The 24,453-nt window shown below is 66.6% G+C and carries 20 protein-coding genes; 8 read left to right on the forward strand and 12 right to left on the reverse strand.

From position 1 onward, the window contains the following. Window positions 1–804 precede the first annotated feature (804 nt). The gene (locus tag ISP14_RS12785; protein ID WP_404540498.1) at window positions 805–2,532 is read right to left on the reverse strand and encodes an RICIN domain-containing protein; all 1,728 of its coding nucleotides are present in this window, start codon (window positions 2,530–2,532) and stop codon (window positions 805–807) included. A gap of 467 nt (window positions 2,533–2,999) precedes the next feature. Here ISP14_RS12785 and ISP14_RS12790 point away from each other — a divergent pair, with 467 nt between their 5' ends. Continuing rightward, window positions 3,000–3,221, forward strand: a complete 222-nt coding sequence (locus ISP14_RS12790) for a hypothetical protein (RefSeq protein WP_404540501.1) — start codon at window positions 3,000–3,002, stop codon at window positions 3,219–3,221. A gap of 74 nt (window positions 3,222–3,295) precedes the next feature. On the opposite strand, the gene ISP14_RS12795 is transcribed toward ISP14_RS12790, so the two are convergent. The 7 genes from ISP14_RS12795 to ISP14_RS12825 form a co-directional block, all read right to left on the reverse strand. Further along, window positions 3,296–6,520, reverse strand: a complete 3,225-nt coding sequence (locus ISP14_RS12795; RefSeq protein WP_404540504.1) for a WD40/YVTN/BNR-like repeat-containing protein — start codon at window positions 6,518–6,520, stop codon at window positions 3,296–3,298. Window positions 6,521–6,634: 114 nt separating this feature from the next. Further along, complete coding sequence (locus ISP14_RS12800; RefSeq protein WP_404540506.1) at window positions 6,635–7,912, reverse strand: RNA polymerase sigma factor; 1,278 nt, start codon at window positions 7,910–7,912, stop codon at window positions 6,635–6,637. 110 nt (window positions 7,913–8,022) lie between these two features. Continuing rightward, window positions 8,023–8,238, reverse strand: a complete 216-nt coding sequence (locus ISP14_RS12805) for a DUF4287 domain-containing protein (RefSeq protein ID WP_404540509.1) — start codon at window positions 8,236–8,238, stop codon at window positions 8,023–8,025. Window positions 8,239–8,275: 37 nt separating this feature from the next. Next, on the reverse strand, window positions 8,276–8,854 hold the full coding sequence (locus tag ISP14_RS12810; protein ID WP_404540511.1) for a dihydrofolate reductase family protein: 579 nt from the start codon (window positions 8,852–8,854) through the stop codon (window positions 8,276–8,278). Window positions 8,855–8,885: 31 nt separating this feature from the next. Continuing rightward, complete coding sequence (locus ISP14_RS12815; protein WP_404540513.1) at window positions 8,886–9,302, reverse strand: VOC family protein; 417 nt, start codon at window positions 9,300–9,302, stop codon at window positions 8,886–8,888. A gap of 25 nt (window positions 9,303–9,327) precedes the next feature. After that, window positions 9,328–9,747: a YciI family protein gene (locus ISP14_RS12820; RefSeq protein WP_404540515.1), complete on the reverse strand. Its 420-nt coding sequence runs from the start codon at window positions 9,745–9,747 to the stop codon at window positions 9,328–9,330. Between the two features lie 110 nt (window positions 9,748–9,857). Beyond that, window positions 9,858–12,086, reverse strand: a complete 2,229-nt coding sequence (locus ISP14_RS12825; protein ID WP_404540518.1) for a TonB-dependent receptor family protein — start codon at window positions 12,084–12,086, stop codon at window positions 9,858–9,860. Between the two features lie 107 nt (window positions 12,087–12,193). Here ISP14_RS12825 and ISP14_RS12830 point away from each other — a divergent pair, with 107 nt between their 5' ends. The 3 genes from ISP14_RS12830 to ISP14_RS12840 all read left to right on the forward strand — a co-directional run bounded on the left by ISP14_RS12830 (window position 12,194) and on the right by ISP14_RS12840 (window position 17,695). Then, complete coding sequence (locus ISP14_RS12830; RefSeq protein WP_404540521.1) at window positions 12,194–13,003, forward strand: class I SAM-dependent methyltransferase; 810 nt, start codon at window positions 12,194–12,196, stop codon at window positions 13,001–13,003. A 53-nt stretch (window positions 13,004–13,056) separates the two neighbouring features. Continuing rightward, complete coding sequence (locus ISP14_RS12835; protein ID WP_404540524.1) at window positions 13,057–14,496, forward strand: outer membrane protein assembly factor BamB family protein; 1,440 nt, start codon at window positions 13,057–13,059, stop codon at window positions 14,494–14,496. 64 nt (window positions 14,497–14,560) lie between these two features. Then, entirely contained in the window at window positions 14,561–17,695 is a 3,135-nt protein-coding gene (locus tag ISP14_RS12840) for a WD40/YVTN/BNR-like repeat-containing protein (protein ID WP_404540527.1), read from the forward strand. Between the two features lie 60 nt (window positions 17,696–17,755). On the opposite strand, the gene smpB is transcribed toward ISP14_RS12840, so the two are convergent. Next, window positions 17,756–18,250 (reverse strand): SsrA-binding protein SmpB, encoded by a 495-nt coding sequence (gene smpB / locus ISP14_RS12845; protein WP_404540529.1) that lies wholly within the window; start codon window positions 18,248–18,250, stop codon window positions 17,756–17,758. Between the two features lie 145 nt (window positions 18,251–18,395). Between smpB and ISP14_RS12850 the strand changes: the two genes are divergently transcribed. Both ISP14_RS12850 and ISP14_RS12855 read left to right on the forward strand, forming a co-directional pair. Continuing rightward, window positions 18,396–18,824: a type II toxin-antitoxin system RatA family toxin gene (locus tag ISP14_RS12850; RefSeq protein ID WP_404540532.1), complete on the forward strand. Its 429-nt coding sequence runs from the start codon at window positions 18,396–18,398 to the stop codon at window positions 18,822–18,824. Further along, window positions 18,817–19,101, forward strand: coding sequence for an RnfH family protein (locus ISP14_RS12855; RefSeq protein WP_404540535.1), 285 nt, complete (start codon window positions 18,817–18,819; stop codon window positions 19,099–19,101). Before ISP14_RS12850 ends, ISP14_RS12855 begins: the two co-directional genes overlap by 8 nt. Window positions 19,102–19,119: 18 nt before the next feature. Here the strand turns inward: ISP14_RS12855 and ISP14_RS12860 are convergent, their stop codons facing one another. Further along, window positions 19,120–19,611 carry an outer membrane protein assembly factor BamE gene (locus ISP14_RS12860; RefSeq protein ID WP_404540538.1) on the reverse strand — a complete coding sequence of 164 codons (492 nt, stop codon included), beginning with the start codon at window positions 19,609–19,611 and terminating at the stop codon, window positions 19,120–19,122. Between the two features lie 80 nt (window positions 19,612–19,691). Between ISP14_RS12860 and fur the strand changes: the two genes are divergently transcribed. Beyond that, window positions 19,692–20,114 carry a ferric iron uptake transcriptional regulator gene (gene fur, locus ISP14_RS12865; protein ID WP_404540541.1) on the forward strand — a complete coding sequence of 141 codons (423 nt, stop codon included), beginning with the start codon at window positions 19,692–19,694 and terminating at the stop codon, window positions 20,112–20,114. Window positions 20,115–20,410: 296 nt separating this feature from the next. On the opposite strand, the gene ISP14_RS12870 is transcribed toward fur, so the two are convergent. Next, window positions 20,411–22,012, reverse strand: a complete 1,602-nt coding sequence (locus tag ISP14_RS12870) for an MASE1 domain-containing sensor histidine kinase (RefSeq protein WP_404540905.1) — start codon at window positions 22,010–22,012, stop codon at window positions 20,411–20,413. Window positions 22,013–22,092: 80 nt separating this feature from the next. Here ISP14_RS12870 and ISP14_RS12875 point away from each other — a divergent pair, with 80 nt between their 5' ends. Then, window positions 22,093–22,728 carry a response regulator transcription factor gene (locus ISP14_RS12875; protein WP_404540543.1) on the forward strand — a complete coding sequence of 212 codons (636 nt, stop codon included), beginning with the start codon at window positions 22,093–22,095 and terminating at the stop codon, window positions 22,726–22,728. Between the two features lie 9 nt (window positions 22,729–22,737). Here ISP14_RS12875 and recN read toward each other — a convergent pair whose 3' ends face one another. After that, window positions 22,738–24,408, reverse strand: coding sequence for a DNA repair protein RecN (gene recN, locus ISP14_RS12880; RefSeq protein ID WP_404540546.1), 1,671 nt, complete (start codon window positions 24,406–24,408; stop codon window positions 22,738–22,740). Window positions 24,409–24,453 lie beyond the last annotated feature (45 nt).

Here is a 24,453-nt window from a genome sequence, read left to right on the forward strand (position 1 = left end):
GGGCGTACCGTCCTCGGCTTGCTTGAGCACGGCGATGATCTGGCTATCGCTGAATCGGGACTTCTTCATGGAACCTCCTCGGGAAAGATTACGAGAAAATTCCACTTTCAGCGTCTGCTAATTTACGGGGGGATTACCGCCTCATCTGGTTGTTGCCTTTGCTGGCTCTTGCCGTCGGCAGCCACATCTACGCCCCGCTTCTTCTCTCGTTGATAGGAGTATTCAAAGGCGTGGTGATAGCTGGGGGATTCTCTGCGTTGTCTGGTGTTCCGTGGTCCTCAGGGCGCTCGATGCTGTTATAAAACGAGTAGGTTGAAGCTTGGCGACCGGCATGGTTCGAGCGACACGCGATGTCTGCTTTCGATCCGAGGGCACTGCTGGCGCCATCTCGAAGCAGTAGGTAGACATCTCGACTGGACGCCATCGTCGCGACCGGGCTGATGGTCATTGGCGCCTGCAGACACGACGTCAGGCTTTGCCTACACCGTGGCACGTCATTTCCCGATAGCTGCTCAGCCATCATCGCTGCAGATTAGTCGGACTCGGATGGTCTGGTTCCTCGCCGATGCACCGAGTGCCCCGAGCCATCGCAACTTTCACTTGCGTGGCTCACTGGCCCCCGAAAGGGGGCCTTTCTCTTATAGGCGGGGCGTGCGCTCGTCTGCGGGCGTTGCCAGCAGGCTTGCGTGGTCCGCTTTCGCGTTCACCGTTGACCAAACAGAGCAGCAGGTGTCGGTGCCAAGCCTTGCGCGGGAGTGTTCTGCTTTCCTGGTACGGACCTGACCGAACCCGACCCGCTGCCGGTCAGTTCGCCTGCACCATGGTCCACTGCTGATTGGCGCTGCCGTGGCAGGGGTATTGGATGAGCGGGCCGCGCGCCGCGGTTGAACCGTTGGCCACGTCGAGGCATTGGCCGCTGTTCTGGTTGACCAGTTCGTAGCCGCTGCCTTGCGGCTGGAGCTGCCACTCCTGTTCGGCTCCGCTCGTGCAGGTTGCCTGGACGACGGCGGCGCGGGCGGATGTCGAGGCATTCTCGGCGGCCACGCACAGCCCGCTCAGCGCGTTCGTAATGGTCCATGAGCCGTCGGCATTGGGCGCAAGCATCCATTTCTGGTTGTTGTAGCCGGTTTCCGGGTACTGGATCAGTTGCGTATCGGTGGTGGTCGAACTCCTTGGATCGTCCATGACCATGCCCGAGTTGACGCTGTACAACCAGTACGCCACGCCGACGGGTGCATTGACGGTGAGGTTGATGGGGCTGTTGTGGGTGAGCGAGCCGGCGGTGCCGGTCACGATGGCTGTCGCACTGCCGATGACGGCCGCGGGCCCCGCGGACAGGGTCAGCGTGGAGGTGGCGCTGCCGTTGCCCGCAGGCACCAGCGACACGGGAGAAAACGTCGCCGTTACGCCGGCCGGGAGTCCGGAGATGGACAGGCTGACCGGCGAATTGAAACCGTTGAGGCTGGAGACGGTGATCATGTCGGTGGCCTGCGACCCCTGGCTCACGCCAAGCGATGCCGGCGATGTGCCGATGCCGAAGTCAAGCGCGCCCGAACTCCAGACATCGGTGATGGGCGTGGCGGTGGAGGCATTGCCGAGTGCGGCCAGGCCATACATGTCTTCCAACGTCCGCAGCACGTTGTAGTGATTGATCTGTTCTGCGTAGGTGCCTGGGGTGATGTTCGCGCCGGCGAACAGTGTGACGATCCGGTTCGCCAAGCTGAGGTCGTCGTCTTCGTCCCAGGTCAGGATCAGCAAGCTGTTATGGGTCTTGGCCCAATTGATGTAGCTGTTGATGTGGGCGCTCAGCCAGCTGTCGCCGGTCGACACCGGGCAGTCGTGCATGTCGTCGCACAGGTTAGGAATCACGAACGACAATGTCGGCAACTGGGTGAAGTCGCTTGGGAACAGCGTGTAGGGCAGATTCGTTGATGGCGGGATGTTGCTGAAGTTCACCCATGGGGCGTGCCGTCGGGCATAACCGGACGTTCCGTACGCGCAGCCGGTGTATCCGATCGATGGCATCGTCTCCGAATAGCTGGCGAAGCTGTAGCCGGCGCCAAGCAGCTGATGGCCGAGGTTGTCCGTACTGAAAGTGTGCGGACAGCTGTCGTCGGTGATGCCCTGGGGGGATCCGGAAAACAAGGCCAGGTAATTCGGTTGGCTCGGGTGCGTGACCGCGTAGGACTGGGTGAAGTACGCGCTGCTGGAAAGCAGCGAATTGATGTACGGCGCGCCGGTGGTATTGCCGACGATGCCGTTGACGCTGGCGTTTTCCATGACGACGATCACGACGTGGTCGTAACGGGGGATCAGGCCATTGGTGGCTGCCGCCGTGGGCAGGGAGCGAAACTGCCCCGTGTCGCCTCTGGCGGCGGTCCGAGCCTGCGCGGAGGTGCTGGCTGCCTTGCGTGCCGCTGTCGTCTCCTGATGCTCGATGGGGCCTGCGCCGGACGCGGCAACGTTACCGATGGCGCCGGTGGCAACGAGCCATGCGCTGAGAAGGAGTTTTGTCCGTCGGCGTGTTTTCATGGTTAGGGTCTCCCCGCAACTGGACGGATGGGGAACGCACCGGCCTGCACATTGCATGCATGTGCCGACCCGCCTCGGTTCAACGCAAGAGGCAACGGCGTGCCTGGTGGTTCGAGAAGTGTCAGGCCGCGCTAGGAAGCCTGGTATCGCGGCGCACGGCGTCGCCGTGTGCACTGTGGGGCGATGTCCGGACTGGACGTCGGCCCAATTTCAGTATGCGTCCGTCGAGTGTTCCGGCAGAGGCCGGATGCCTCGAAGTGTGACGTACTCTGGCGAAATGGAAGCGTGGCGCGCACACGACGATCGGGCACACCTGTGATGGAGGGCGCGGAAGATTCCAAGGGGGTGTCCCGGTTGCGGCATGCATGTATTCGCAAATTCGCGGCGGGCGAACTTGCGCCGGAATTCATTCGCCTGTAACGGTGCTTGCCACATGCTCGGCGCTCCAACCAACGCGGGAGGTCGTTATGGGAATTCTGGATACCCTGGGTGAAGTCGCTGGTGCCGTGGCTGCGGTCGAAGGTGCCGAGAAGCTCGATCCGAATGCGGGCCTGTTGACCAAAGGCCTTGCGGCCGTCGCCGGGTTCAAGGGCGCAGGTGCGCTGGAGTCGATGATCGGCAAGAAGGAAGAGGGTGAGGCGGAGGCTAACAACGCCGATGCCGCCCCCGCAGACGACAGCCAGTCCTGAGCTTCGTTGTCGCATACGCAAGGGCCGCCCATCGGGCGGCCCTTTTATTTTTCAGGTGCCGAGGCGGCGATGTGTTACGGCATGTCTTCCGCGTCGCCGTCGCCGTCGCCATCGGGACCCGCTGGCTTTTCAACCTTCAGCGTCACCGTGGGAAGATGGGCCCCTTGCAACTGCCGGTCGAGTCGGGGAAGGTCGGTGCTGCGAATCGACTGCCATAGTGCCAGCGCCTTGCCGAGGTTGGTGTCGTATTCGGCCAGTGCTTGCTGCTGGCCATCGGTGGGCGCACGGTCGGCGCCTTCGACGTCGGTGGCGATGGCGGTGAGCGCATCGCTCATCGCATGCAGGTTCGAGGCGTATTCGCCGCTGCCGCTGACCAGTGGCCTGGTCTTCGCATCCAGCGCATCGACCGTATCGAGTAGCGGTTTGCGGGCGGCGTTGCCGGCGAGCTTCGCGTGCAACGCTTCCAGCTGCTCGCGCAAGGACTGCACTTCGCCGTAGTTGCTCCAGATCTGCTGCAAGCTGTCTCCGATGCGGCGCGAGAAAGCGAGTCCGGCGGCGAGATCGGCGGTGCCGACGTGCTCGCGCGGATCCATCGTCACGGTGAGCGGGGCGTGGTAGTCCTTGCCATCCACGTGCAGCACCAGCTGATAGTTGCCGGGTAGCACCAGCGGGCCTTCCGGCGTGAGCGGGGTATCGCTGTCCCAGGTGGCGGCGATGCTGTAGCCGTATTCGATGGCGTGGGGACGCGGGTAGCGCAGATTCCATACGAAGCGGTGCATGCCGGCAGCGGTCGAGAGTTGCTGCGGCGAGCCAAGCCAGCCTTTCTCGAAGTACCGCTCGGCGTCGAGATGCTCGGGCCGGTCATCGCTGCTGTAGCGGCGCACCAGCTGTCCGCTGCCGTCGTAGATGCTGAGCATCGCCGGCCCGCGCGCCGCCTCGGCCAGGCGGTAATCGACAATGGCGCCGGTGGGAGGATTGGTACCCAGCGGCGTGCCGGGCGGCAGCGGCGTGTCCTTGTTCTCGTTGGCACGTACGCGGATCGCCTGCGCCGGGGCGTAGAGCTGCACGGCCGCCGAGGTGCTGGCCTGGCGCAACGGGCTCACGTTGTCGAGGATCCAGATCGCGCGGCCCTGGGTGGCGGCGACGAGGTCGTCGCCATGCACCAGCAAGTCACGCACCCAGGCGGTGGGCAGGTTGCGCTGCAGCGACGCCCAGTGCGCGCCATCGTCGACGGAGACGTACACACCGCGATCGGTGCCGGCGTAGAGCAGTCCGGCCTTTTGCGGGTCGGCGCGCAGCACGCTGACGAAGTCATCCGCGGGCAGGCCGGCGGCGATGTCGGTCCAGTGCGCGCCGTAGTCGCTGGTACGCCACGCATGCGGGCTGAAATCGTCCTGGCGATGGTTGTCCACGGCGACGTAGGCGGTGCCCGGCTGCAATGCCGAGACATCGACGGAGTTGACCTTGCCCCAGCTCGGCAGCCCCTTCGGCGTGACGTCGCGCCAGTGCTTGCCGCTGTCGCGGGTGAACTGCACCAGGCCGTCGTCGGTGCCGATCCAGATTTCGTCGTTGTCGCGCGGCGAGGGCGCGATGCTGAAGATCACGCCGTAACCGCAATCGCGCGCCTGCCGTGGCGTGGGTTTGCCGTTGCAGTTCTGCGCGCCAGCTTTCTTGCTGTTCAACTCGGGGCTGATCACGCTCCAGTGCTGTCCCTGATCGGTGCTGCGGAACAGAACCTGGGCGCCCATGTAAAGCGCGTACGGCGGCTTGGCCGAGAATGCGATCGGGGTGATCCAGGTGTAGTGGTACTTGAAGTCGGTGGCGCGCTGGCCGTAGCTGTTCACCGGCCACGGCGCGACGTTCTGCACTACGCCGGTGCTGCGGTCCCAGCGCGACACGCGGCCACCGAGGCCGGAGCCGAACACGATGCCGGGGTCGCCCGGATAGGGCAGGTCGTAGTCGCGCTCGTCGCCGCCCACCGGGTTCCAGTCGCGGAAGGAGATCGAACCGTAGTCGCTGCGGCTGGCGATGCCCACGGTGCCGGAATCCTGCTGGCCGGCGTAGACCCAGTACGGGAACTGGTTGTCCGCGCCCAGGTGGTAGAGCTGGGCGGTGGGCTGGTTGTACCAGCTGCTCCAGCTCTTGCCGCCGTTGACGGTAACTACCGCGCCCTGGTCGCTGGCGGTGATCATGTGCTGCGTGTTGGTCGGGTCGATCCACAGGTAGTGGTAGTCGTCGCCGCCGGGCGCCCCCTTGAAGACATGCCAGCTTTTGCCGCCGTCGTCGGAGCGCCGGATCGACTGGCCGGCCGAGTAGATGCGGTCGGGATCGGTGGGGTCGACCGCGATGCGGCTGAAGTAATCGTTGGGCAGCCACTCGGCGTGGCTTCGTGCCTGCCAGGTCGCGCCGCCATCGTCGGAGCGGTACAGGCCGCTCTGTTCCGGATGCGCGGCGTCGTTTACCACGGCATAGACGCGGCCGCCGCTCGCGGTGGCGAGGCCGATGCGCGCGAGGTCGCCGCCGGGCCAGCCCTTGCCGCCCAGGCGCTTCCAGCTCACGCCGCCGTCGGTGGACTTGTACAGGCCGCTGCCCGATCCTGCGTTGGGCAGGTAGTAGGACAGCCATGGCCAGTTGCGTACCTGCCATGCGGCCGCGTAGATGACGTCCGGGTTTGCCGGGTCGGCGGCCATGTCCACCACGCCGGTGTTCTCGTCCACGAACAGCGTCTGCTTCCAGGTCTTGCCGCCGTCGGTGGAGCGGTACACGCCGCGCTCATGGTTCGGTCCAAAGTAGTGGCCGAGCGCGCCGACCAGCACCGTGTCAGGGTGATGCGGGTCGACCAGGATCTTGCCGATGTGCCGGCTGCCGTCCAGGCCAAGGTGACGCCAGGTCTTGCCGGCGTCGTCCGAGCGGTACACGCCGTTGCCGGCGGCGACGTCGTAGCGGGCAGCCACCTGGCCGGTGCCGGCGTAGATCACGCCCGGATTCGAGGGCGCCACGGCGAGTGCACCGATCGGGGCGGCCGGCACGCGATCCATCAGCGGGTGCCAGGTGCGGCCTGCGTCGGTGGTCTTCCACACACCGCCGCCTGCGGTGCCGATGTAGAACGTGTCCGGTTGCGAGGGCACGCCTTCGGCCATGGTCGCCCAGCCACCACGGAACGGGCCTACCAATCGCCATTCCAGCGCCGTGGCGGCCGGTGCGGGCGGTGGCGCGTCGTCTACGGCGAACGCGGGGACGGACGACAACAGCAGGCAGGCGGATACGGCGAGCGAACCCGCGGCATGACGTAGCGGCATGGCGTGACCCCGGCGGAAGTTAAGTCGCGAAGATAACGCTGGCGCCGTGCGAATGCAGGTGCCGGGAGGCATGCCGTGAATGCGTGAAATCTTGCGTTGCGCGATGCGGTTCGCTCAGCCGGTCGTCGTGTGCTGTGCGCAGGCGGCGGCGCGCGTCCGCAGCAGTTCGCGTTCACGCATGTTGCGGGTGAGCGCGGCGGCGCGCTCGAATTCCGCACGGGCCTCATCGTGGCGGTCGAGCTTTTCCAGCAGATCGCCACGCACGGCAGGCAGCAGGTGGTAATTCGCGAGCGCCGGTTCGTCGCGCAAGGCATCGGCGAGGGCGAGGCCGGCGGCTGGCCCGCTGGCCATCGCTACCGCCACGGCGCGGTTGAGTTCGACCACCGGCGAGGGGGCGATGGTGGCGAGCGTGGCGTACAGTTCCGCGATGCGACTCCAGTCGGTCTGCTCGGCGACAGGGGCACGGGCGTGGCAGGCGGCGATTGCGGCTTGCAGGGTGTAGGGCTCCGCATCGCCGCCCAGTTGCCGGGCGCGATCCAGTGCTGCGAGGCCGCGCTGGATCAGCAGCCGGTCCCAGCGGGCGCGGTTCTGCTCCAGCAGCCGCACGGGTTCACCGTCCGGCCCACTGCGCGCGTGGGTGCGCGAGGCTTGCAGCTCCATCAGCGCAAGCAGGCCGAACACCGGGGCCTGCCGCGGCATCAGTCCGGCAAGGATGCGGCCCAGCCGCAGCGCTTCCTCGCACAGGGCGGGGCGCATCCAGTCGTCGCCGGCGGTGGCGGTGTAGCCCTCGTTGAAGATCAGGTAGATCACGCCGAGCACGGCGTCCAGCCGCTCGGCCAGTTCGTCGGCGCGCGGCACCTCGAACGGCACCTGTTTCTCGCCCAGCGTGCGCTTGGCGCGCACGATGCGCTGGGCGATGGTCGGTTCCGGCTGCAGGAAGGCGCGGGCGATCTCGCTGGTGCTGAGGCCGCCCAGCAGGCGCAGGGTGAGCGCCACGCGCGATTCGGCGGGCAGCGCCGGATGGCAGGCGGTAAAGATCAGCCGCAGCAGATCGTCGCCGATGTCGTCGTCAAGCATGGCGTCGAAACGAGGCATGGCATCGGCTTGCTCGGCTTCCAGCTCGCGGGCGATTTCCTCGTGCTTGCGCTCCATCAGCTGGTGGCGGCGCAGGCGATCGATCGCGCGGTGTTTCGCCGTGGTCATCAGCCAGGCGCCGGGATTGTCCGGCACGCCGGTCTGCGGCCACTGCTCCAGTGCGGTTACCAGTGCGTCCTGCGCCAGTTCCTCGGCCAGGCCCACGTCGCGCAGCATGCGCGCGAGACCGGCGATGATCCGCGCCGATTCGATCCGCCAGATGGCCTCGATGCTGCGATGGGTGTCGGTCGCCGTCATGGTGACCGATCAGACCATCATCGTTCCTCGGCGGCAAGCATTCATGGACGAAGCCACGCTGCCGAACGCCCGGAATCGGCGGCGCCGGTTTGATGTCCGCTGGTTTGATCTCAGGCCGGTTGTCGAACCCGGTAGTAGCTGACAAGCGCATTGGCGTGACCATGGCCGATCTTGTGCTCAGTCTTGAGAAAAGCGACTTGCTCCATGTGCTTCTTGTCTTTCGCAGAGTCGAGAATCTTGAACCAGTGCGCTACGGGCTTGCCGTAGGTCTTCTCGATGGAAGGAAAGTAGGAGGCGGGTCCTTTGACTTTGGGCTCGTCTGTCATGTTCGTCTCCGATTGACATGTCTGAAAAGAGGCTTGTCTATCCGGTCTTCAGAGACCCGGCGGCCTTGTAGTTGCTGAGGATGACGCCGGACGGCATGGCTTTCGAGCTGACGAGCTCGAATGCGCGTGGCGACGTGCCCTCTGCAAAGAAGCGCTTTCCCGTACCCAGCAGCACCGGGTAGACGACCAGCAGGATGTCATCCGCCAGCTGATGTTCGAGCAGCACCGAGGTGAGCGTGGAGCTGCCCCAGAGGACAATATCCGGACCGTCCAGCGACTTGATGCGGCGGATGCCCGCGGCGATATCCGGCCCAAGGCCTTCGAACGGACCCCATTCGAGGCTTTCCGGTCGGTGGGTGACGACATATTTCCTTGCCGCATTGATGGCGTCCGCCATCGGACTGCTCGGCGCCTTTGGCCAGAACCCGGACCACATATCGTAGGTTCGGCGACCGAGCAGCAGATCAAAGCGTCCGCCGTGCGCGGCGAACAGTTCATCCCGGCCGGCGGGCGTCCGATAGGGCGCGGACCAGTCGGCGTAGGGGAAACCGTCCTCATCGGAGGCCTGGATCACGCCGTCCAGCGAGATGTGTTCCATGATTCTGAGCTTTCTCATGTCAGCCTCCATGTCGTGGAAAAGGCGGTGGTCACTGCGGGTGCGGGCAGTTGATCATCCACGGCACGCCATAGCGGTCCACCAGCGCGCCGAAACGCGCAGCCCAGAAGGTTTCGCCGATCGGCATCTGTACTTTGCCGCCCTCGGCAAGCGCGCCGAAGATGCGCTCGGCTTCCGCCGGCGAGTCGAGCTGGACCGACACCGAGCAACCCTTGATCGGCTCGTAAGGGCACTGCGGCACCATCGCATCCGAGGCCATCAGTACCTGGTCGCCGACTTCCAGCCGGACATGCATGACTTTGTCGCGCATCTCGGGCGGCATGGGCATCTCCGGCGGCGCCTCGCCGTAGCGCGAGAGCCAGGTGACCTTGCCGCCGAAGCAGCTGGCGTAGAAATCGAAGGCGGCTTCGGCATTGCCGTCGAAGGTGAGGTAGCTGACGAATTGCATGGCGGTTCTCCGCTGAGAAGGGAAATCAGTGGCGGTTGTCGATCTGCGCGCGCAGCCGGTCTTCCTGTTCGCGCAGCTCGGGCGTGAACTCGGCGCCGAAGTCCTCGACTTCATACAGCGGGCGGATCTCCACTTCGGTGCCGCCATCGAACGGGGCACGCTTCAGCCACTCGACCGCTTCGGCCAGCGACTTCACCTGCCACAGCCAGAAACCGGCCACCAGTTCCTTGGCCTCGGCGAACGGGCCATCGATTACGGTGCGCTGCTTGCCGTCGAAGCGCACGCGCGCGCCGCTGGAGCTGGGCTTCAGCCCATCCCCGGCCAGCATCACGCCGGCCTTCACCAGTTCCTCGTTGTACTTGCCCATAGCCTCGAGCAGCGCGGTGTCCGGCATCACGCCGGCCTCGCTGTCCTTGTCCGCTTTCACAATCACCATGCATCGCATCGTCGTTTCTCCTGTGGAGGCCGGGGACGGGTTGCCCCCGGTGGCGCTCTCACAGGTACGACGAACGGCGATCCGCGGGATCGACACCCGTTGTGCGGATTTTTCGGCGATCAGAGCTTGAGCTGCACGCCGGTGTACCAGGAGCGCCCATAAGCCGGTTCGAGGCCGGTCTGCCACACGCGGTCGTAGTAGCGTCGGTCAGCCAGGTTGCTGATGCCGGCGAGCAGCTTCACGTTGTGGTTGAGTTGCCAGTCGCCTGCCAGGTCGAGCACGGTATAGGCTGGGATGCGGGCGGGCAGGTAGCTGGGGCCGCTGCCAAAAGGCTGGTCGGAGTCCTGCCAGTACTGGGCTGCCGCCGAGACGGCGGTGAGGCTGAGCTTCACGCGCTGCTCCACGCGCCAGGTGAGGCCTGCCTTGGCGAGGTAGCGCGGCGCGTAGGCCGGTATCTTGCCGACCTGGCCGGGAATCGCGCTGGCGGTGAATTTCGCATTGAGCAGGCTGACGCTGGCGAATGCCTCCAGGTGTTCGCCACGCGTGGCCAGCGCGGTGGGCGCAAGGAAGTCGTAGCTGAGCAGGCCTTCGAAACCGCGGCTGCACGTGTCGCCAGTATTTACCTCGACCACGTCGATGGCATTGATGTGCTGCGCCTCGATGCGGTTCTTGAAGTCGATCCAGAACAGGCTGGCGTCGTAGTACAGGCCGGTGACCGGCACGCCGTGCACACCGGCCTCCCACGACAGCGATTTCGATGGATCGGGCGCATGGCCGGGCACGATGTTGGCGAACGGCGAGGCCATGTCGAAGTAGCGCAGCGGCCGCCAGCCCTGCGACACGTTGAAATAGGTCTCGTTGCCATGGCCGAAGTCATTGCCGATGCCAAGGCCGAACAGCGGTACGGTGCGTGCGTCGGCCTCGTGGATCAGCGGACGGCTGAGGAAGGGCGGTCGCACCGTCTCGTCCACCGCTACGCGTTCGCGCTCCAGCCGCACCGAAGGCACGATGTGGATCTCGTGCGGCAGGCGGAACACGTTCTCGGCGAATACCGCGTAGTAATCCGAGCTGCGCGCCTGGCGCAGGCGCGGCGTACCGGTGCGATCGAAACGTTCGACGTAGAGATCTGAGCTGCTCCACTGGCGGAACGGATCGTTGCCCTGGAACAGCACCGTGCCCGCGGTGAACGCGTTGCCGTGACCCCAGGCCTTGCGCACGCGCAGGTCCAGCCCCCGGGTGCGGAACTGCTCGTCCTGCAGCGTGGTGCTGGCCGGTGGTGGCTGCGGCGCCAGCACGCCATTTGCGGCCCGACTGGCGAGGTCCTGGTAGGCGAACCACAACTTGCCGGTGAGCCGCCAGCCGTCGCCGAATTCACGCGTGTGGCCGAGCACCAGCTGGTCCCGATCCACCCAGTCGCGATTCCACGGCGTGGGCGTGGCGCGGGGATCGGCCTGCCATTGCGGATAGCTCAGCCGGCCAGGGTCGCCGGAGTCGGCATTGATCGCATGCAGATCCAGCCACCAGAGGTGCTTGTCGTCCGGGCGATATTCCAGATAGAAGTCGCCCTGGCGCATCTGCGATTGCGCGTTCGGCCGCGTGCCGTCGCTGCGCACGTAGGCGGCGTCGGCGCGGAAGGTCCACGCGCCGCTGCTGCCTTCGAGGGTGTTGTAGGTCGAATACAACCCATGGTTGCCTACCACCTGTTCGGTGCTGGCCGAGAACGGCGCGCCGGGCTTGGGCCGCTTCGTGACCAGATTGATCACGGGAGCGGGTTCCGGCCCGTACAGCAGGCTGGAGCCGCCGCGGATCAGCTGCACCTGATCGAGGCTCTGCGCCAGTGGCATCGCGTACAGCGTCGGGAAGCCGATCCAGTCGCTCTCCAGCGGGATGCCGTCCTGCATCACCAGCACGTATTCCGATTCCTGCGGATTGCCGAGGCCGCGGTAGCTCAGATTGAACTGGGTCGGCGTGGGTTGCTGCGACACCAGCACGCCAGGCGAGCGCGCCAGCAACTGCTGCAGGTTGTTGTCGATCACGGTCGGCTGCAGGTCGAGATGGGTGACCGTGGTCTTCTTCGTCACGGTGATCTTCGTACCGGCCACTTCCGCCATCTGGTGCTTGAGCTTGGCTGCCACGTATGCGCGCCAGTCGAAGCCGCGCACATCGATGCGCGGCAAGGTGGTGACCGATGGCGGCGCGGGCGCAGTGCTGCCCGATGCCGTGTCGGCCTGCTGTGCCGCGGCGGTGAAGGCGGTGAGGATGAGGATCGAGGCAAGAGCGAGCGGCAGGGCGGCGCGACGTGGCATCGTGGAGTAGGGCGCGATGAGGAAGGTCGGGTTATCGCGCATTCCAGGTCGCCTTGCCATAGGCCAGGCGTTTACCGATGACACGGCGTCGACACTGCCGCGTACCGGCGGGAGTAGGCTTGGGCCTTTCGCATGGGGAGGGTCGCGTCATGCTGCGCCGAATCCGCAAGCTGATGCTCGTGCTGGTAGCTGCGCTGTTACCTGTCCTGGCCGTGGCCGCGCCGGCCGCCGCATCGTCCGGAGACACTGCCGCCGCGCTGCAGAAGGCCGTGGATGGCCCCGGGCGTTCCGCCGCGAACAAGGCGCGCGATCGGTACCGCCATCCGGTCGAGACCCTGCAGTTCTTCGGCATCCGGCCGGACATGACCGTGATCGAACTGGCGCCCGCCGGCGGCTGGTACACCGAGATCCTCGCGCCGTTGCTGCGCGAGCATGGCCATCTGATCGAGGCGCCGTCGCCATCGCCCGCGTTCATGGCGCGGATGACGGCCGATCCGGCGGTGTTCGGCCATTTCGCGCAGGTGTTGCCGTTCAAGCCGCCGGCATCGGTGAGCCTTGGGGCGCCGGGTTCGGCCGACATGGTGCTCACCTTCCGCAACACGCACGACTGGCTCAACCACAGTCCCGAAACACTGGCTGCGGTGTTCAGGGCAGCGTTCGACGTGCTCAAGCCCGGCGGCGTGTTTGGCATTACCGAGCATCGCGCCAAGCCGTTCGCCGATGCGGCGGAGAGCAGCAAGGCCTTGCATCGCCTGCCCGAGGACTACCTGATCGCGTTGGGCCTCAAGGCTGGCTTCCGCCTTGGCGGCGTGTCGGAGATCAATGCGAATCCGAAAGACCCCGAAGACGTCAACGTGCACCGCCTGCCGCCCGATCTCGCCGGCCCGGCCAGCGAGCATGCGGCGATGCAGGCGATCGGCGAGTCGGACCGGATGACGCTGCGGTTCGTGAAGCCATGAAGCGGATCGCGCACCCTTCAGTCGCGGCTCGCTCGAACATGGGATGCCGGATCGTGTTGCTGCTGCTTGGCGCAGGCATGTCCGCGGTGGCGGTCGCGCAGAGCCTGCCGGCGCAGGACTGGCCCATGTTCGGCGGCAACGTGGAAAGCACCAGCGCCAACCCGCAGCCCACTGGCATCACCGCGGCCAACGTCGCCGGACTCCGGCACCTGCAGGTCACGCTGGATGGCACCGTGGATGCCAGCCCCATCTACCTGCACGGCGTCACTGTCCGCGGTGCCCGCCACGATGCCATCTTCGTCACCACCACCTACGGCAAGACACTGGCGCTCGATGCCCACAGCGGCGCCGTGCTGTGGGCATACACGCCGCCCGGCTATCAGGCGCTGGCGGGTACGCGGCAGATCACCAACGCCACCCCTGTGGCCGATCCCGATCGGCAATCCATCTATGCCGCTTCGCCCGATGGTTACATCGAGAAACTCGCCGTCGGCGACGGCCATGCGGTCTGGCGCACCGCCGTCACCCGGCTGGCGGTGCGCGAGAAAATGGATTCGCCACTGAAGTTTTTTCGGGGCCACGTGATTGCCGTCACCGCGGGTTACATCGGCGACCGGCCGCCTTATCAAGGCCATGTCGCCGCGCTCGACGGTAGCTCCGGCAAGTTGCTCGCGGTATGGAATTCGCTATGCAGCCAACGCGCCGGCCTGCTGCAGCCGGACTCGTGCCCGCAAAGCGATTCGGCCATCTGGGGGCGTGCCGGCGCGGTGATCGATTCCGGCAGCGGCGACATCTTCGTCGCCACCGGCAATGCCGACTGGAATGGCACGACCGACTGGGGCGATGCGGTGATCGAGCTCGATGCCGGCGTCGCGAAGATGCTGGGCAATTACGCCCCGAGCAATACCGACGAACTGAACGACAAGGATCTCGACCTGGGTTCGACTTCGCCCGTACTGCTGGGTGGCGACCTGATCGCGCAAGGCGGCAAGGACGGCAAGATCCGCCTGCTCAGTCGCAAGGCCATGGCCGGCACGGCTCCCCACAAAGGCCATGAGTTGCAAATCGTCGCCACGCCCAGCGGCACCGACTTGTTCACCCAGCCGGCGGTATGGCGGCACGATGGCCAGACCTGGATGTTCGCCGCCGACAACGGCGGCACGGCGGCCTGGGAGCTGGAAAACGGCCAGTTGCGGGAAAAATGGAAGAACGGCACCAGTGGTACCAGTCCGTTCGAGGCGGACGGCCTGTTGTTCGTCTACGCGCGCGAGGGCGGGCTGAATGTGTACCAGGCTGTTTCGGGCAAGCGCGTCGCTACGCTGCCCTGTGGTCCGGGCCACTGGAACAGCCCCATCGTGCTGCAGGGCGAGATCATCCTCCCCGAGGGCAATGCCAATGCCCACGCCACTACCGACGTGCTGGACATCTGGAGTCTGCCTGGCGGGCAGGGTGCCGCCGCAGTCGCGCGAAGCTCCATGACTTCCGGCCCTTGAGCCTCGCGCAATATCACACCCAGAGTTTCTTCTTGGCCTGGCCCATCCCCAAGGAAAATCGATCATGCGTCTGCCGCGCCGCGTTGCCGTGTTCGCCCTCGGAATGGTCGCCGTCTGGGCGGCGCAGGCGACAGTGGCGCCTTCGTCCTACCAGGCGCTGAACTGGCGGATGATCGGGCCGTTCCGCGGCGGCCGCGTGCTGGCGGTGGCCGGCATTCCGGGCGACGCGCGGCATTTCTATTTCGGCGCGGTGGATGGTGGCGTGTGGGCCACGCAGGATGCGGGGCGCACCTGGCAGCCGATCTTCGACGGCGAGCCGGCAGGCTCGATCGGCGCGCTGGCGCTGGCGCCGTCGAATCCGAAGGTCATCTACGTGGGCAGCGGCGAGGCCGACATGCGCTCGGACATCGCCCACGGCAACGGCATGTACAAGAGCGTGGACGGCGGCAAGCACTGGACCCACATCGGGCTGGCGGACAGCTACCAGATCGGCAAGATCCTGGTCGATCCGCGCCATCCGGAGGTGGTGTACGTGGCGGCGCTGGGCCATGCCTACGGGCCGAACGCCGAGCGCGGCGTGTTCCGCAGCAGCGACGGCGGCAAGACCTGGACCAAGGTGCTGTCCCGGGACGACGACACCGGCGCGATCGACCTTGCGTTCAAGCCCGGCGATCCGGACACGATCTATGCCTCGCTGTGGCAGACCCGCCGGCCGCCATGGAGCGTGTACCCGCCTTCGAACGGTCCAGGCAGCGGCTTGTACGTATCGCATGATGGCGGCACGCACTGGAGCCCGGTGCAGGGCAACGGCTTTCCCGCGCATCCGGGCCACATCGGCCTGGCGACTTCGCCGGCGCGGCCGGATCGCGTCTACGCGCTGGTCGATGCCGGGGAGGGTGAAGGCGGTCTCTACCGTTCCGACGATGGTGGCGCCCACTGGAATCACGCCACCGGCGATGAACGCCTGTGGCAGCGCGGCTGGTACTTCGGCGGCATCACGGCGGACCCGAAGGATGCCGATCGGGTGTACGTGATGAACACCATCGTGCTGCGTTCCGACGATGGCGGCGCGCACTTCATCGCCCTGAAGGGCGACCCTACCGGCGACGACTTCCACACGCTGTGGATCGACCCTACCGATTCCGACCGGCAGATCCTCGGCGTGGACCAGGGCACCCTGGTCACGCTGAATGGCGGCAAGACCTGGAGCAGCTGGTACAACCAGCCCACCGCGCAGATCTACCACGTCAGCACTGACAACCGTTTTCCGTACTGGGTGTACGGCGCGCAGCAGGATTCCGGCGCGGTGGCGCTGCCCAGCCGCAGCGGCAGCGGCGACGGCATCACCATGCAGCAGTTCCACGAGGTCACTCCCGGCGGCGAGAGCGGCATGATCGCGCCCGACCCGGACGATCCGGACATCGTCTACGGCGGCACGGTGGAGAAGCTGGACACGCGCACCGAGCAAGTGCGCAGCGTCGATCCCACGCTGGCCTATCCGCTGGCGCATTACCGCGGCGCATGGACGCTGCCGCTGACGTTCTCCAAGCGTGGCACGAGAACACTGTATTTCGCCAACCAGCGCTTGTTCCGCACCAGCGACGGCGGCGACCACTGGGCGCCGATCAGCCCCGACCTTACCCGCGAGGACGCCGGCATCCCACCCAATCTCGACGCGACCACCGCTGCCGACGACGACCATGAGAGCAAGCGCCGCGGCGTGATCTACAGCATCGCGCCGTCGCCGCTGGACGCGAAGACATTGTGGGTGGGTACCGACGACGGCCTGGTCTGGCGCAGCGCGGACGACGGTGCGCATTGGCAGGACATCACGCCGAAGCCGCTCACACCGTGGTCCAAGGTGGCTGGCATCGAACCTTCGCACTTCGACCAGGGCGTGGCTTATCTGGCAATCGACCGCCACCGTCTCGATGACGACGCGCCGTACATCTATCGCACGGCTGACGGCGGCAAGCGCTGGACGCGCATCGACAGCGGCATCCCGCGCGACAGCTTCGTCAACGTGGTGCGCGAGGATCCGCAGCAGCGCGGGCTGCTCTATGCCGGCACCGAGCGCGGCATGTTCGTTTCCTTCGACGACGGCGCGCACTGGCAGCCGCTGCAACAGAACCTGCCGATGACCTCGGTGCGCGACATCGACGTGCACGGCGACGACCTGGTGATCGCCACCCACGGCCGCGGCTTCTGGATCATGGACGATGTCACCGCGCTGCGGCAGCTGGCCGATGCGCGTGCGGATGCCGCCGCCCTGTTCAAGCCCGCGGCGGCGCTGCGTGTGCGGCCGGCCGGATTTACCGGTACGCCGTTTCCCAAGGACGAGCCGATGGCGGCGAACCCGCCCGATGGCGCGGTTATCGACTACCTGCTGCCCACCGGTGTGCGCGGCCCGGTGACACTCACCGTGCGCGACGCGCAGGGGCAAGTGGTGCGTCGCTACAGCAGCGCCGAAAAGCTTGCCACGCCCGATCCGGCCAAGCTGCCTATCGCACCGGAATGGGTGCCCGAGCCCATACGCTTGTCGACCGCGCCCGGCATGCACCGCTTCGTGTGGAACCTGCGCTACGCGCGGCCGGGCGCGCCTCAGGCGGATCAGCCGGACCAGGCAGAGCCGTCGCACAAGGATGGCGTGTGGGCACCGCCGGGCCAGTACAGCGTGGAACTCGATGTCGATGGCCGCAGCTACCGGCAGCCCTTGACCATACAACCCGACCCGCGCGTGCACCTGCCACCGGCCGCCTATCAGCGCCAGTTCGCGCTGGCGCGCCAGGTCGAGGAGGCTGGCAGGCGGGCGATGGAGGCTAGCCAGGCCGCCACCACCCAGCTGAAGTCGCTGGAGGCGCGCGAGGCGCATGCCGATGCAGCCACCCGCGCCCGCATCGAGACGGTGGCCGACAAGATTGCCGACGTGTCTGGCGTGGTCGCGCATCCTGGGCCACACAACTCGATGGGCGCGCCACCGAAGCGGGTCGACAGTTTGCGTGCCTTGTCGATGAGCTTGATGAAGCTCGAGCAGGCGGTGGATGGCGCGGATGCCGAGCCGAGCGCGGACGCGCAGGCTTCCTGGGCGCTGCTGTCAAAAACACTGGATGCCACGTTGGGCGAGTGGAAACAGTTGCAGCAGGGCGATCTGGCTGCGCTTGGCGCCAACCCGGCGAAGGCGGGGCAGAAGGCACACTGACGGCGTGTCTGGCGGGCGCCTTCCATGCGAAGGCGCCCGCCTGTGGATTCGCCGAGAGTCTCAGGACGCGCGGTTGTGCGAGCGCATGGTGCGCTGCTTCTCGATCTGCCAGTCGCGCTGCTTCTCGGTGTCGCGCTTGTCGTGCTCCTGCTTGCCGCGCGCCAGGCCCACTTCCACCTTGACCTTGCCGTTCTTCCAGTACATCGCGGTGGGCACCAGGGTGTAGCCCTTGCGTTCCACCGCGCCGATCAGCTGGTCGATCTCCTTGCGATGCAGCAGCAGCTTGCGCGTGCGCCGGTCTTCGGCGATCACGTGGGTGGAGGCGCTGATCAGCGGCGGGATCGAGGCGCCGACCAGGAAGATCTCGCCCTTGATCACGATCGCGTAGCCATCGCCGAAGTTGATCCGGCCCGCGCGCAGCGCTTTCAGCTCCCAGCCCTGCAATGCGATGCCGGCCTCGTAGCGCTGGTCGATGTGGTACTCGAAACGGGCGCGCTTGTTCAGCGCGATCGTGCCGGTGCCCTTGCTGGTGTCCTTGTCCTTGCTCTTGGCCATGTCCGCTAAACTTCACCGGGCACTGGGCGGCCACGTTGCCTGCGCGCCCTTCAGGGGCAGCGCGCTACCTTTTAAGAGTGCATCCATGGATGGGCGCTTACTTGATCTTCGCATTCATGGATGAATGCACCAACTAAGGACTTCTGTGATCGAGATACGCCGCAGCGCGCTGGTGCGCCACTCGCCGGAGCAGATGTTCGATCTGGTCGATGGCGTGGAAGCATACCCAAAGCGCTTCCCCTGGTGCTCGTCGGTCGCCGTGATCGAGCGCGCCGACAATGTGCTGGTGGCGAGACTCGACCTGCACTTCGCGGGTTTGCGTCACAGCTTCACCACGCGCAACACCGCCGATCGGCCGCAGCGCATCGACATCCGCCTGGTCGACGGCCCGTTTCGCTCGCTGGATGGCTTGTGGAGCTTCACGGCGCTGGGCGACGACGGCTGCAAAGTGGCGCTGGCGCTGGATTTCGACTACGCCGGCATCGGCGGCAGCGTGCTCAAGCTGGGCTTCCAGGGGCTCGCCAATCGCATGGTGGACGACTTCTGCCGCGTCGCGGACCAGGTGTATGGCTGAGCCTGCGGTCGTGGTGGAGGTGGTGCACGCCGGCATGCAAGGTGTGCTGCGCTGCCGTGTCTCCTTGCCGGCAGGCAGTACCGCGATGCAGGCGGTCGAGGCCTCGGGGTTGCTGCAGCAGTTGCCGGTCGAAGCGCGGGACCCGCTGCGCCTGGGCATCTTCTCGCGCCGGGTCGACGCGGATCAGGTGCTGCGCGATGGCGACCGGGTGGAAATCTACCGTTCGCTCGCCCTCGACCCGATGGCCGCGCGCCGGCGCCGTGCCGGCAAGCCCTGAGCCGCGAGGGCGGTCGGATCAGCTGTTGCTGTCGCTGCCGCCGCTGCTGTCGTTGCCGCTGCTGCTGTCGCTGCCGGAACCCTTGTCGTCCTTGCCCTTGATGTCCTTGTCGCCCTTGGACTCATCGACCGGGTAGTCGACGTTGTACTTCTTGCTCTCCTTGAGCAGGTTCTTGTTGTTTTCGAGGAACGGGCTGCCCTCGACGCGAGCCAGCGTGTCGTTGTTGAAATACAAGGTCATCGTGCTGACCTGCATCGGGCCGCCGCGGTGCGAATAGGTGGAGGTGTAGTCCCAGCGGCTCTGGTCGAACGGTGTGGCCACCGACGGCGTGCCCACCAGCAGCAGCACCTGACGCTTGGTCAGGCCGGGCTTGAGCTGATCCACCGCCTTCTGGTCGATGGTCTTGTCGAGCAGGTTGCCCTGGCGCACGTCAGGCGTGTAGATCAGGTGGCAGCCGGAAACGGCAAGCGCCAGCAGGGCGACAACCGGCAGGGTGATCAGCTTTTGCATGCGTGTTGCGTCCAGATCGTGAAGGTGTCGGATGATACACTACCGCTTCGGCATCGCCGCGCCGAGGCAAGGTGGCAACGATGGAACAGGAAACCAAAGAACTGCGCCGGGTCGGCCTCAAGGTGACCCATCCGCGCATGCGCATCCTGCAGATCTTCGACGAGGAGGAGGGCAACCACCTCACCGCCGAGGACGTCTACAAGAAGCTGCTCGCCCATCAGGAGGACATCGGCCTGGCGACGGTGTACCGCGTGCTGACCCAGTTCGAGGCCGCGGGCATCATCATCAAGCACAACTTCGAGGGCGGCCAGGCCGTTTATGAACTCGACCGTGGCCGCCACCATGACCACATGATCGATGTGGACAGCGGAAAGGTGATCGAGTTCGTCAGCGAGGAGATCGAGCGTCTGCAACGCGAGATCGCGGCGCGCCACGGCTACGAGATCGAGGACCACAGCCTGGTGCTGTACGTGCGCCCCAAGCATCGGCCGCGCAAGACCTGAACGGCCGCCGCCCGGCGTTGCCAGGGCGTTTCGGACCGGATGGCGGGCAAAAAAAATCGCGAGGAAGGACTCCTGTCCACCTCGCGATTGCTTCGTTACCTGGCTGGACGTCCGGCGGGGGCGAGTTGCTCGCTCAGGCCGTGCGCGTCCCAGGTAACGACCAGATGGCGTCCTGCCATCTTTCCGGAGTCGCCGTCCCCACGAGGACTCCGGCACGCCATCTCTCGATGGCGGCTCCCCCACATCGATGAATTGATCGTAACGAAGCCTTTACGGTCTGTGTATCGGAAAATTTCCTAGACATTCCGATTTGTGACCGGTGATTCGATGTTGCTTCGCAACAATACGCGCAGATGCACGCCGCGTAACACCGGGCGCAACCTGAACAAGCCACCCAGCGAGGTGACCCGGTCGCGCATGCCTTGCAGGCCGCGGCCGCCGCGGGGCAGCCGTTCGGGCAGGCCGATGCCGTTGTCGCGCAGGTCGAGCAGGGCCAGGGCGGTGCCGTTGCGCTCGCCGATGCGCAGGCGCAGCCGGAATTCACTGGCCCTGGCGTGCTTGACGGCGTTGGTGGCGCTTTCCTGCGCGAGCCGGTAGATCGTGGTGCGGGTGTCGTCGTCGAGCAGGCGCGGGTCGCCGCGCAGTTCGGTGTGATAGCTGATGCCTGCGGTATTCAGAAGGTCGCGGATCGGGCCTTCGTCCAGCGCGCGCAGCAGGCCGAATTCGTCCAGCACGGCGGGGCGCAGGTCGTCCAGCAACCGGTGTAGCGCGCGCCGCATGTGCGCGAGGATGCTGTTGATCGAGGTGCCGATGTCCTCCAGGCCGGCCTGGTGCAGGCGCGCCTGTGCCAGTTTCACGTGGGTCTGGATCGCGGTGATGTTCTGGCCCAGTTCGTCATGCAGCTCAGCCGCCAGGTGCCGACGCTGGTTCTCGTCGGCCTGCAGGTTGCCGCGGGCGGCGGCGCGCAGCTGGCGCGCCAGCTGGTCCAGTCGCCGGTTGACCGCGGCCAGATGGGTGTTCTGCTCGGCCACCCGCAGCTTGCTGCGGCGCAGGGCGTCGGTGGCCGAACCGAGCATCAGCGTGCCGGTGCCGGCCACGGCCAGGAACAGATAGCCGGCCGCCGAGGGGTCGTGGCCGAGTCGCTGGTCCATCACCGTCATGCCGAGGCTGGAAACGATCATGGCGAGGCTGGCGCCACGCCAGCCGTGGCGGAAGGCGAAGAACAGCACGGGTGCCAGCGACAGGGCGCGGGCGAGCTGCGGCTGCGATGTCGCTTGTTCGGACAGCAGCAGCAAGATGGCCATGGCCGGCAACATCACCTGCAGGCCATCCAGCGCCAGGCCGCCCAGCGCATGGCGGTCCGGCGGCGAGCGCAGCAGCAGCACCATCACCGGCACTATCAGCAATACGCCCAGGTAGCCGCCCAGCAGTTCGTTGCCGAGCATGTGGATCAGCGCATCCTCGGCGGCGGTGGTATGGATCACGGTGAGCACGCCCACATCTGCCGCTGTGGTGGTAAGCACCACCAGCATCGCGGCCAGCAGCAGGCGCGCGGTCTCCTGCGGGTTGTGCAGGTTCGCGCCCGCGTGCGGATTGAGCCGGCGCAGCAGCCACAGGCCTGCCGCGGTCACCAGCGGCTCGGGCACCTCGCCCAGGAAGTAGCCGCTCCAGCCCATCGGCAAGCCTTCGTGGATGGTCATGACGGCGGAGGCGATCAATTCCCCGCCGATCAGCCAGCCCCAACTGCGCATCGGCAGCAGCAGCAACGCGCCGAAGCGCACGCCATAGGGCAGCATCCAGTACGGCTGCGAGGTGCGCCACAGCAGCACCCACAGCAACATATAGAGCACGCCGAGCAGTGGGCCGGAGTGCAGCGGGCGAAACGGTTTGAGGCGCATGCGCGGATGGTACATGGGCGTTCGGCGGGCGTCCGCGCGGCGGCGAGGCACACCGGGCCTCGTCCGTATACAGTAGGCCCATGTACAGCATTGTCCTGGTCGACGACCACGCCATCGTGCGTGAAGGCTTCAAGCGCCTGATCGGATTGGAGCCCGATCTGCGGGTGGTGGCCGAGTGCCGCAGCGCCGACGACGCGGTGGAGGCGGTGGCCCAGCAACGCCCCGACCTGGTGGCGCTGGATCTGTCCTTGCCCGACGGCAGCGGGTTGCCGTTGATCGAGCATCTGCGCAGCGTGGCGCCGGAGACGCGCATCGTGGTGTTGAGCATGCACGACGGCGAGCCCTACGTGTCCGAGGCCTTGCGCCGCGGCGCAAGCGGCTACGTGACCAAGGGCGTGGCGCCGGAGGAACTGGTGGCCGGCCTGCGCGCGGTGATGGAAGGCGAGCAGTTCCTGAGTTCCGACCTGCGCCAACGCCGCGCCGAACAGCCCGAGTCCGCGCACGACCCGCTGCACCGCCTGACCGCGCGCGAGCACGAGGTGTTCCTGCTGCTCGCCTGCGGCCGCACACCGAAGCAGGTGGCGGCCGAACTGGGCATCGGCCAGAAGACCGTCTACATCCACCGCGCCAGCGTGATGGGCAAGCTCAATGCGGGCTCCGAACTGGAGCTGTACCGGATGGCCAACGAACGGGGATTGTTGCCCGCCGGCCCTTAGAGCAGGCTCTTAGGCCTGCGCGCGCTCCAGCATCTGCTTCGCGTGGGCGCGGGTCTCGCGGGTGATCTCCACGCCACCCAGCATGCGCGCCAGCTCGTCGCGGCGACCCTCGGCGTCCAGCGCCTGGATCCGCGTGCGGGTATGCCCGCTGTCGCTGTGCTTGCTCACGTACAGATGGGCGTGGCCTTGTGCCGCCACCTGGGGCAGGTGGGTGACGCACAGCACCTGGCGCTGGCCACCCAGCGCGCGCAGCTTCTGGCCGACCACTTCGGCCACGGCGCCGCCGATGCCGCTGTCCACTTCGTCGAACACCATGGTGCCGACACTGTCCTTGCCCAGTGTGGCGACCTCGATGGCGAGGCTGATGCGTGCCAGCTCACCGCCGGAGGCCACCTTGCGCAGGGCGCGCGGCGGCTGGCCGGGATTGGCGCTGACCAGCAGCTCGCAGCGCTCGCGGCCCTGCGGGTCGGGTTCGTCGCCGTCGGCGGCTTCCAGCTCGACCTGCAGCACGCCGCCAGCCATGCCCAGCTCGGACATCAGCGCGCTGGCTTCCTTGCCGAGCTTCTCCGCGGCCTTGCGGCGCGACTTGCCCAGCGTGGTGGCGGCCTTGTCGTAATCGGCCTGCGTGCGGTCGCGCTGGGCAGCCAGTTTTTCCAGCGCATCACCGGCACCTTCCAGTTCGTCCAGTTCCTTGCGCAGCGCGGCGAGTTTGCCGTGCAGCTCAGCAACCGGCAGGCGGTGGCGGCGACCGAGTTCGTGCAGGCGGGTGAGGTGGGCGTCGACCTCGGCAAAGCGCTCGGGATCGAGATCGACGTCCTGCGCGTAGCGGCCGAGCGTGTCGGCGGCCTCGCCCAGCTGGATCGCGGCATTGTCCAGCAACTCCAGGGCGGGGTTCAGCACCTGGTCCAGCACGGCCAGCTTGCCGAGTTCGGCATGGGCACGACCCAGGGCGCGACGCAGCGCGAATTCGCTGTCGCCGTCCAGCAGTTCGACCACCCCTGCGGCACCTTCGGCGAGCCGGCCGGCATTGGCGAGGCGTTTGTGGCTGGCTTCGAGTTCGGTCAGTTCGGCCGGCGGCAGCGCCCACTGTTCCAGCTCGGCCAACTCGTGGCGCAGCAATTCCAGCCGCTGTTCGCGATCCTCGCCGCCGCTGAGGCGGCGGATGCGGGCGCCCAGTTCGCGCCATTGCGTGGCCAGTTCGTGCACTTGCGCAGCCAGCGTTTCATGGCCGGCGAAGGCATCGAGCAGGGCAAGTTGGTGGGTTCGCGAGAGCAGCGCCTGATGTTCGTGCTGGCCGTGGATCTCCACCAGCAACGTGGCCAGTTCGGCGAGCTGGCCGGCGCTGGCGGGACGGCCGTTGATCCATGCGCGCGAACTGCCTTCGGCGCGGATCACCCGGCGCAGCTGGCAGGCCGCGCCGTCGTCCAGTTCCTCGCCGGCCAGCCAGGCGCGGGCCTCGGGCAGGGTGGCGAGGTCGAATTCGGCGGACAGCTCGGCGCGGTCGCTGCCCGCACGCACCATGCCGCTGTCGGCGCGGGCGCCGGCGAGCAGTAGCAAGGCGTCCACCAGCAGCGACTTGCCGGCGCCGGTTTCGCCGCTGACTACGGTGAGGCCGGCGCCGAAATCGACTTCGGCTTGCTCGACGACGGCGAATTGGCGGACATGAAGCGAGGTGAGCATGGCGGGCTGGCGGCAGTCCGTGGGTAGTCGGGCGATTGTAGCGGC

The sequence above is a fragment of the Dyella agri genome (genome assembly GCF_044904705.1).
GTDB classification, from domain to species: Bacteria; Pseudomonadota; Gammaproteobacteria; order Xanthomonadales; family Rhodanobacteraceae; genus Rhodanobacter_A; species Rhodanobacter_A agri.

Coding starts and splice junctions, on each gene's coding strand:
- ISP14_RS12825 (WP_404540518.1), bottom strand. CDS start 12,086: ATGCGCGATAACCCGACCTTCCTCATCGCGCCCTACTCCACGATGCCA.
- ISP14_RS12860 (WP_404540538.1), bottom strand. CDS start 19,611: ATGCAAAAGCTGATCACCCTGCCGGTTGTCGCCCTGCTGGCGCTTGCC.
- ISP14_RS12855 (WP_404540535.1), top strand. CDS start 18,817: ATGGCTGAGCCTGCGGTCGTGGTGGAGGTGGTGCACGCCGGCATGCAA.
- ISP14_RS12785 (WP_404540498.1), bottom strand. CDS start 2,532: ATGAAAACACGCCGACGGACAAAACTCCTTCTCAGCGCATGGCTCGTT.
- ISP14_RS12810 (WP_404540511.1), bottom strand. CDS start 8,854: ATGAGAAAGCTCAGAATCATGGAACACATCTCGCTGGACGGCGTGATC.
- fur (WP_404540541.1), top strand. CDS start 19,692: ATGGAACAGGAAACCAAAGAACTGCGCCGGGTCGGCCTCAAGGTGACC.
- ISP14_RS12790 (WP_404540501.1), top strand. CDS start 3,000: ATGGGAATTCTGGATACCCTGGGTGAAGTCGCTGGTGCCGTGGCTGCG.
- ISP14_RS12795 (WP_404540504.1), bottom strand. CDS start 6,520: ATGCCGCTACGTCATGCCGCGGGTTCGCTCGCCGTATCCGCCTGCCTG.
- ISP14_RS12815 (WP_404540513.1), bottom strand. CDS start 9,302: ATGCAATTCGTCAGCTACCTCACCTTCGACGGCAATGCCGAAGCCGCC.
- ISP14_RS12875 (WP_404540543.1), top strand. CDS start 22,093: ATGTACAGCATTGTCCTGGTCGACGACCACGCCATCGTGCGTGAAGGC.
- ISP14_RS12830 (WP_404540521.1), top strand. CDS start 12,194: ATGCTGCGCCGAATCCGCAAGCTGATGCTCGTGCTGGTAGCTGCGCTG.
- ISP14_RS12820 (WP_404540515.1), bottom strand. CDS start 9,747: ATGCGATGCATGGTGATTGTGAAAGCGGACAAGGACAGCGAGGCCGGC.
- ISP14_RS12870 (WP_404540905.1), bottom strand. CDS start 22,012: ATGCGCCTCAAACCGTTTCGCCCGCTGCACTCCGGCCCACTGCTCGGC.
- smpB (WP_404540529.1), bottom strand. CDS start 18,250: ATGGCCAAGAGCAAGGACAAGGACACCAGCAAGGGCACCGGCACGATC.
- ISP14_RS12800 (WP_404540506.1), bottom strand. CDS start 7,912: ATGACGGCGACCGACACCCATCGCAGCATCGAGGCCATCTGGCGGATC.
- ISP14_RS12840 (WP_404540527.1), top strand. CDS start 14,561: ATGCGTCTGCCGCGCCGCGTTGCCGTGTTCGCCCTCGGAATGGTCGCC.
- recN (WP_404540546.1), bottom strand. CDS start 24,408: ATGCTCACCTCGCTTCATGTCCGCCAATTCGCCGTCGTCGAGCAAGCC.
- ISP14_RS12805 (WP_404540509.1), bottom strand. CDS start 8,238: ATGACAGACGAGCCCAAAGTCAAAGGACCCGCCTCCTACTTTCCTTCC.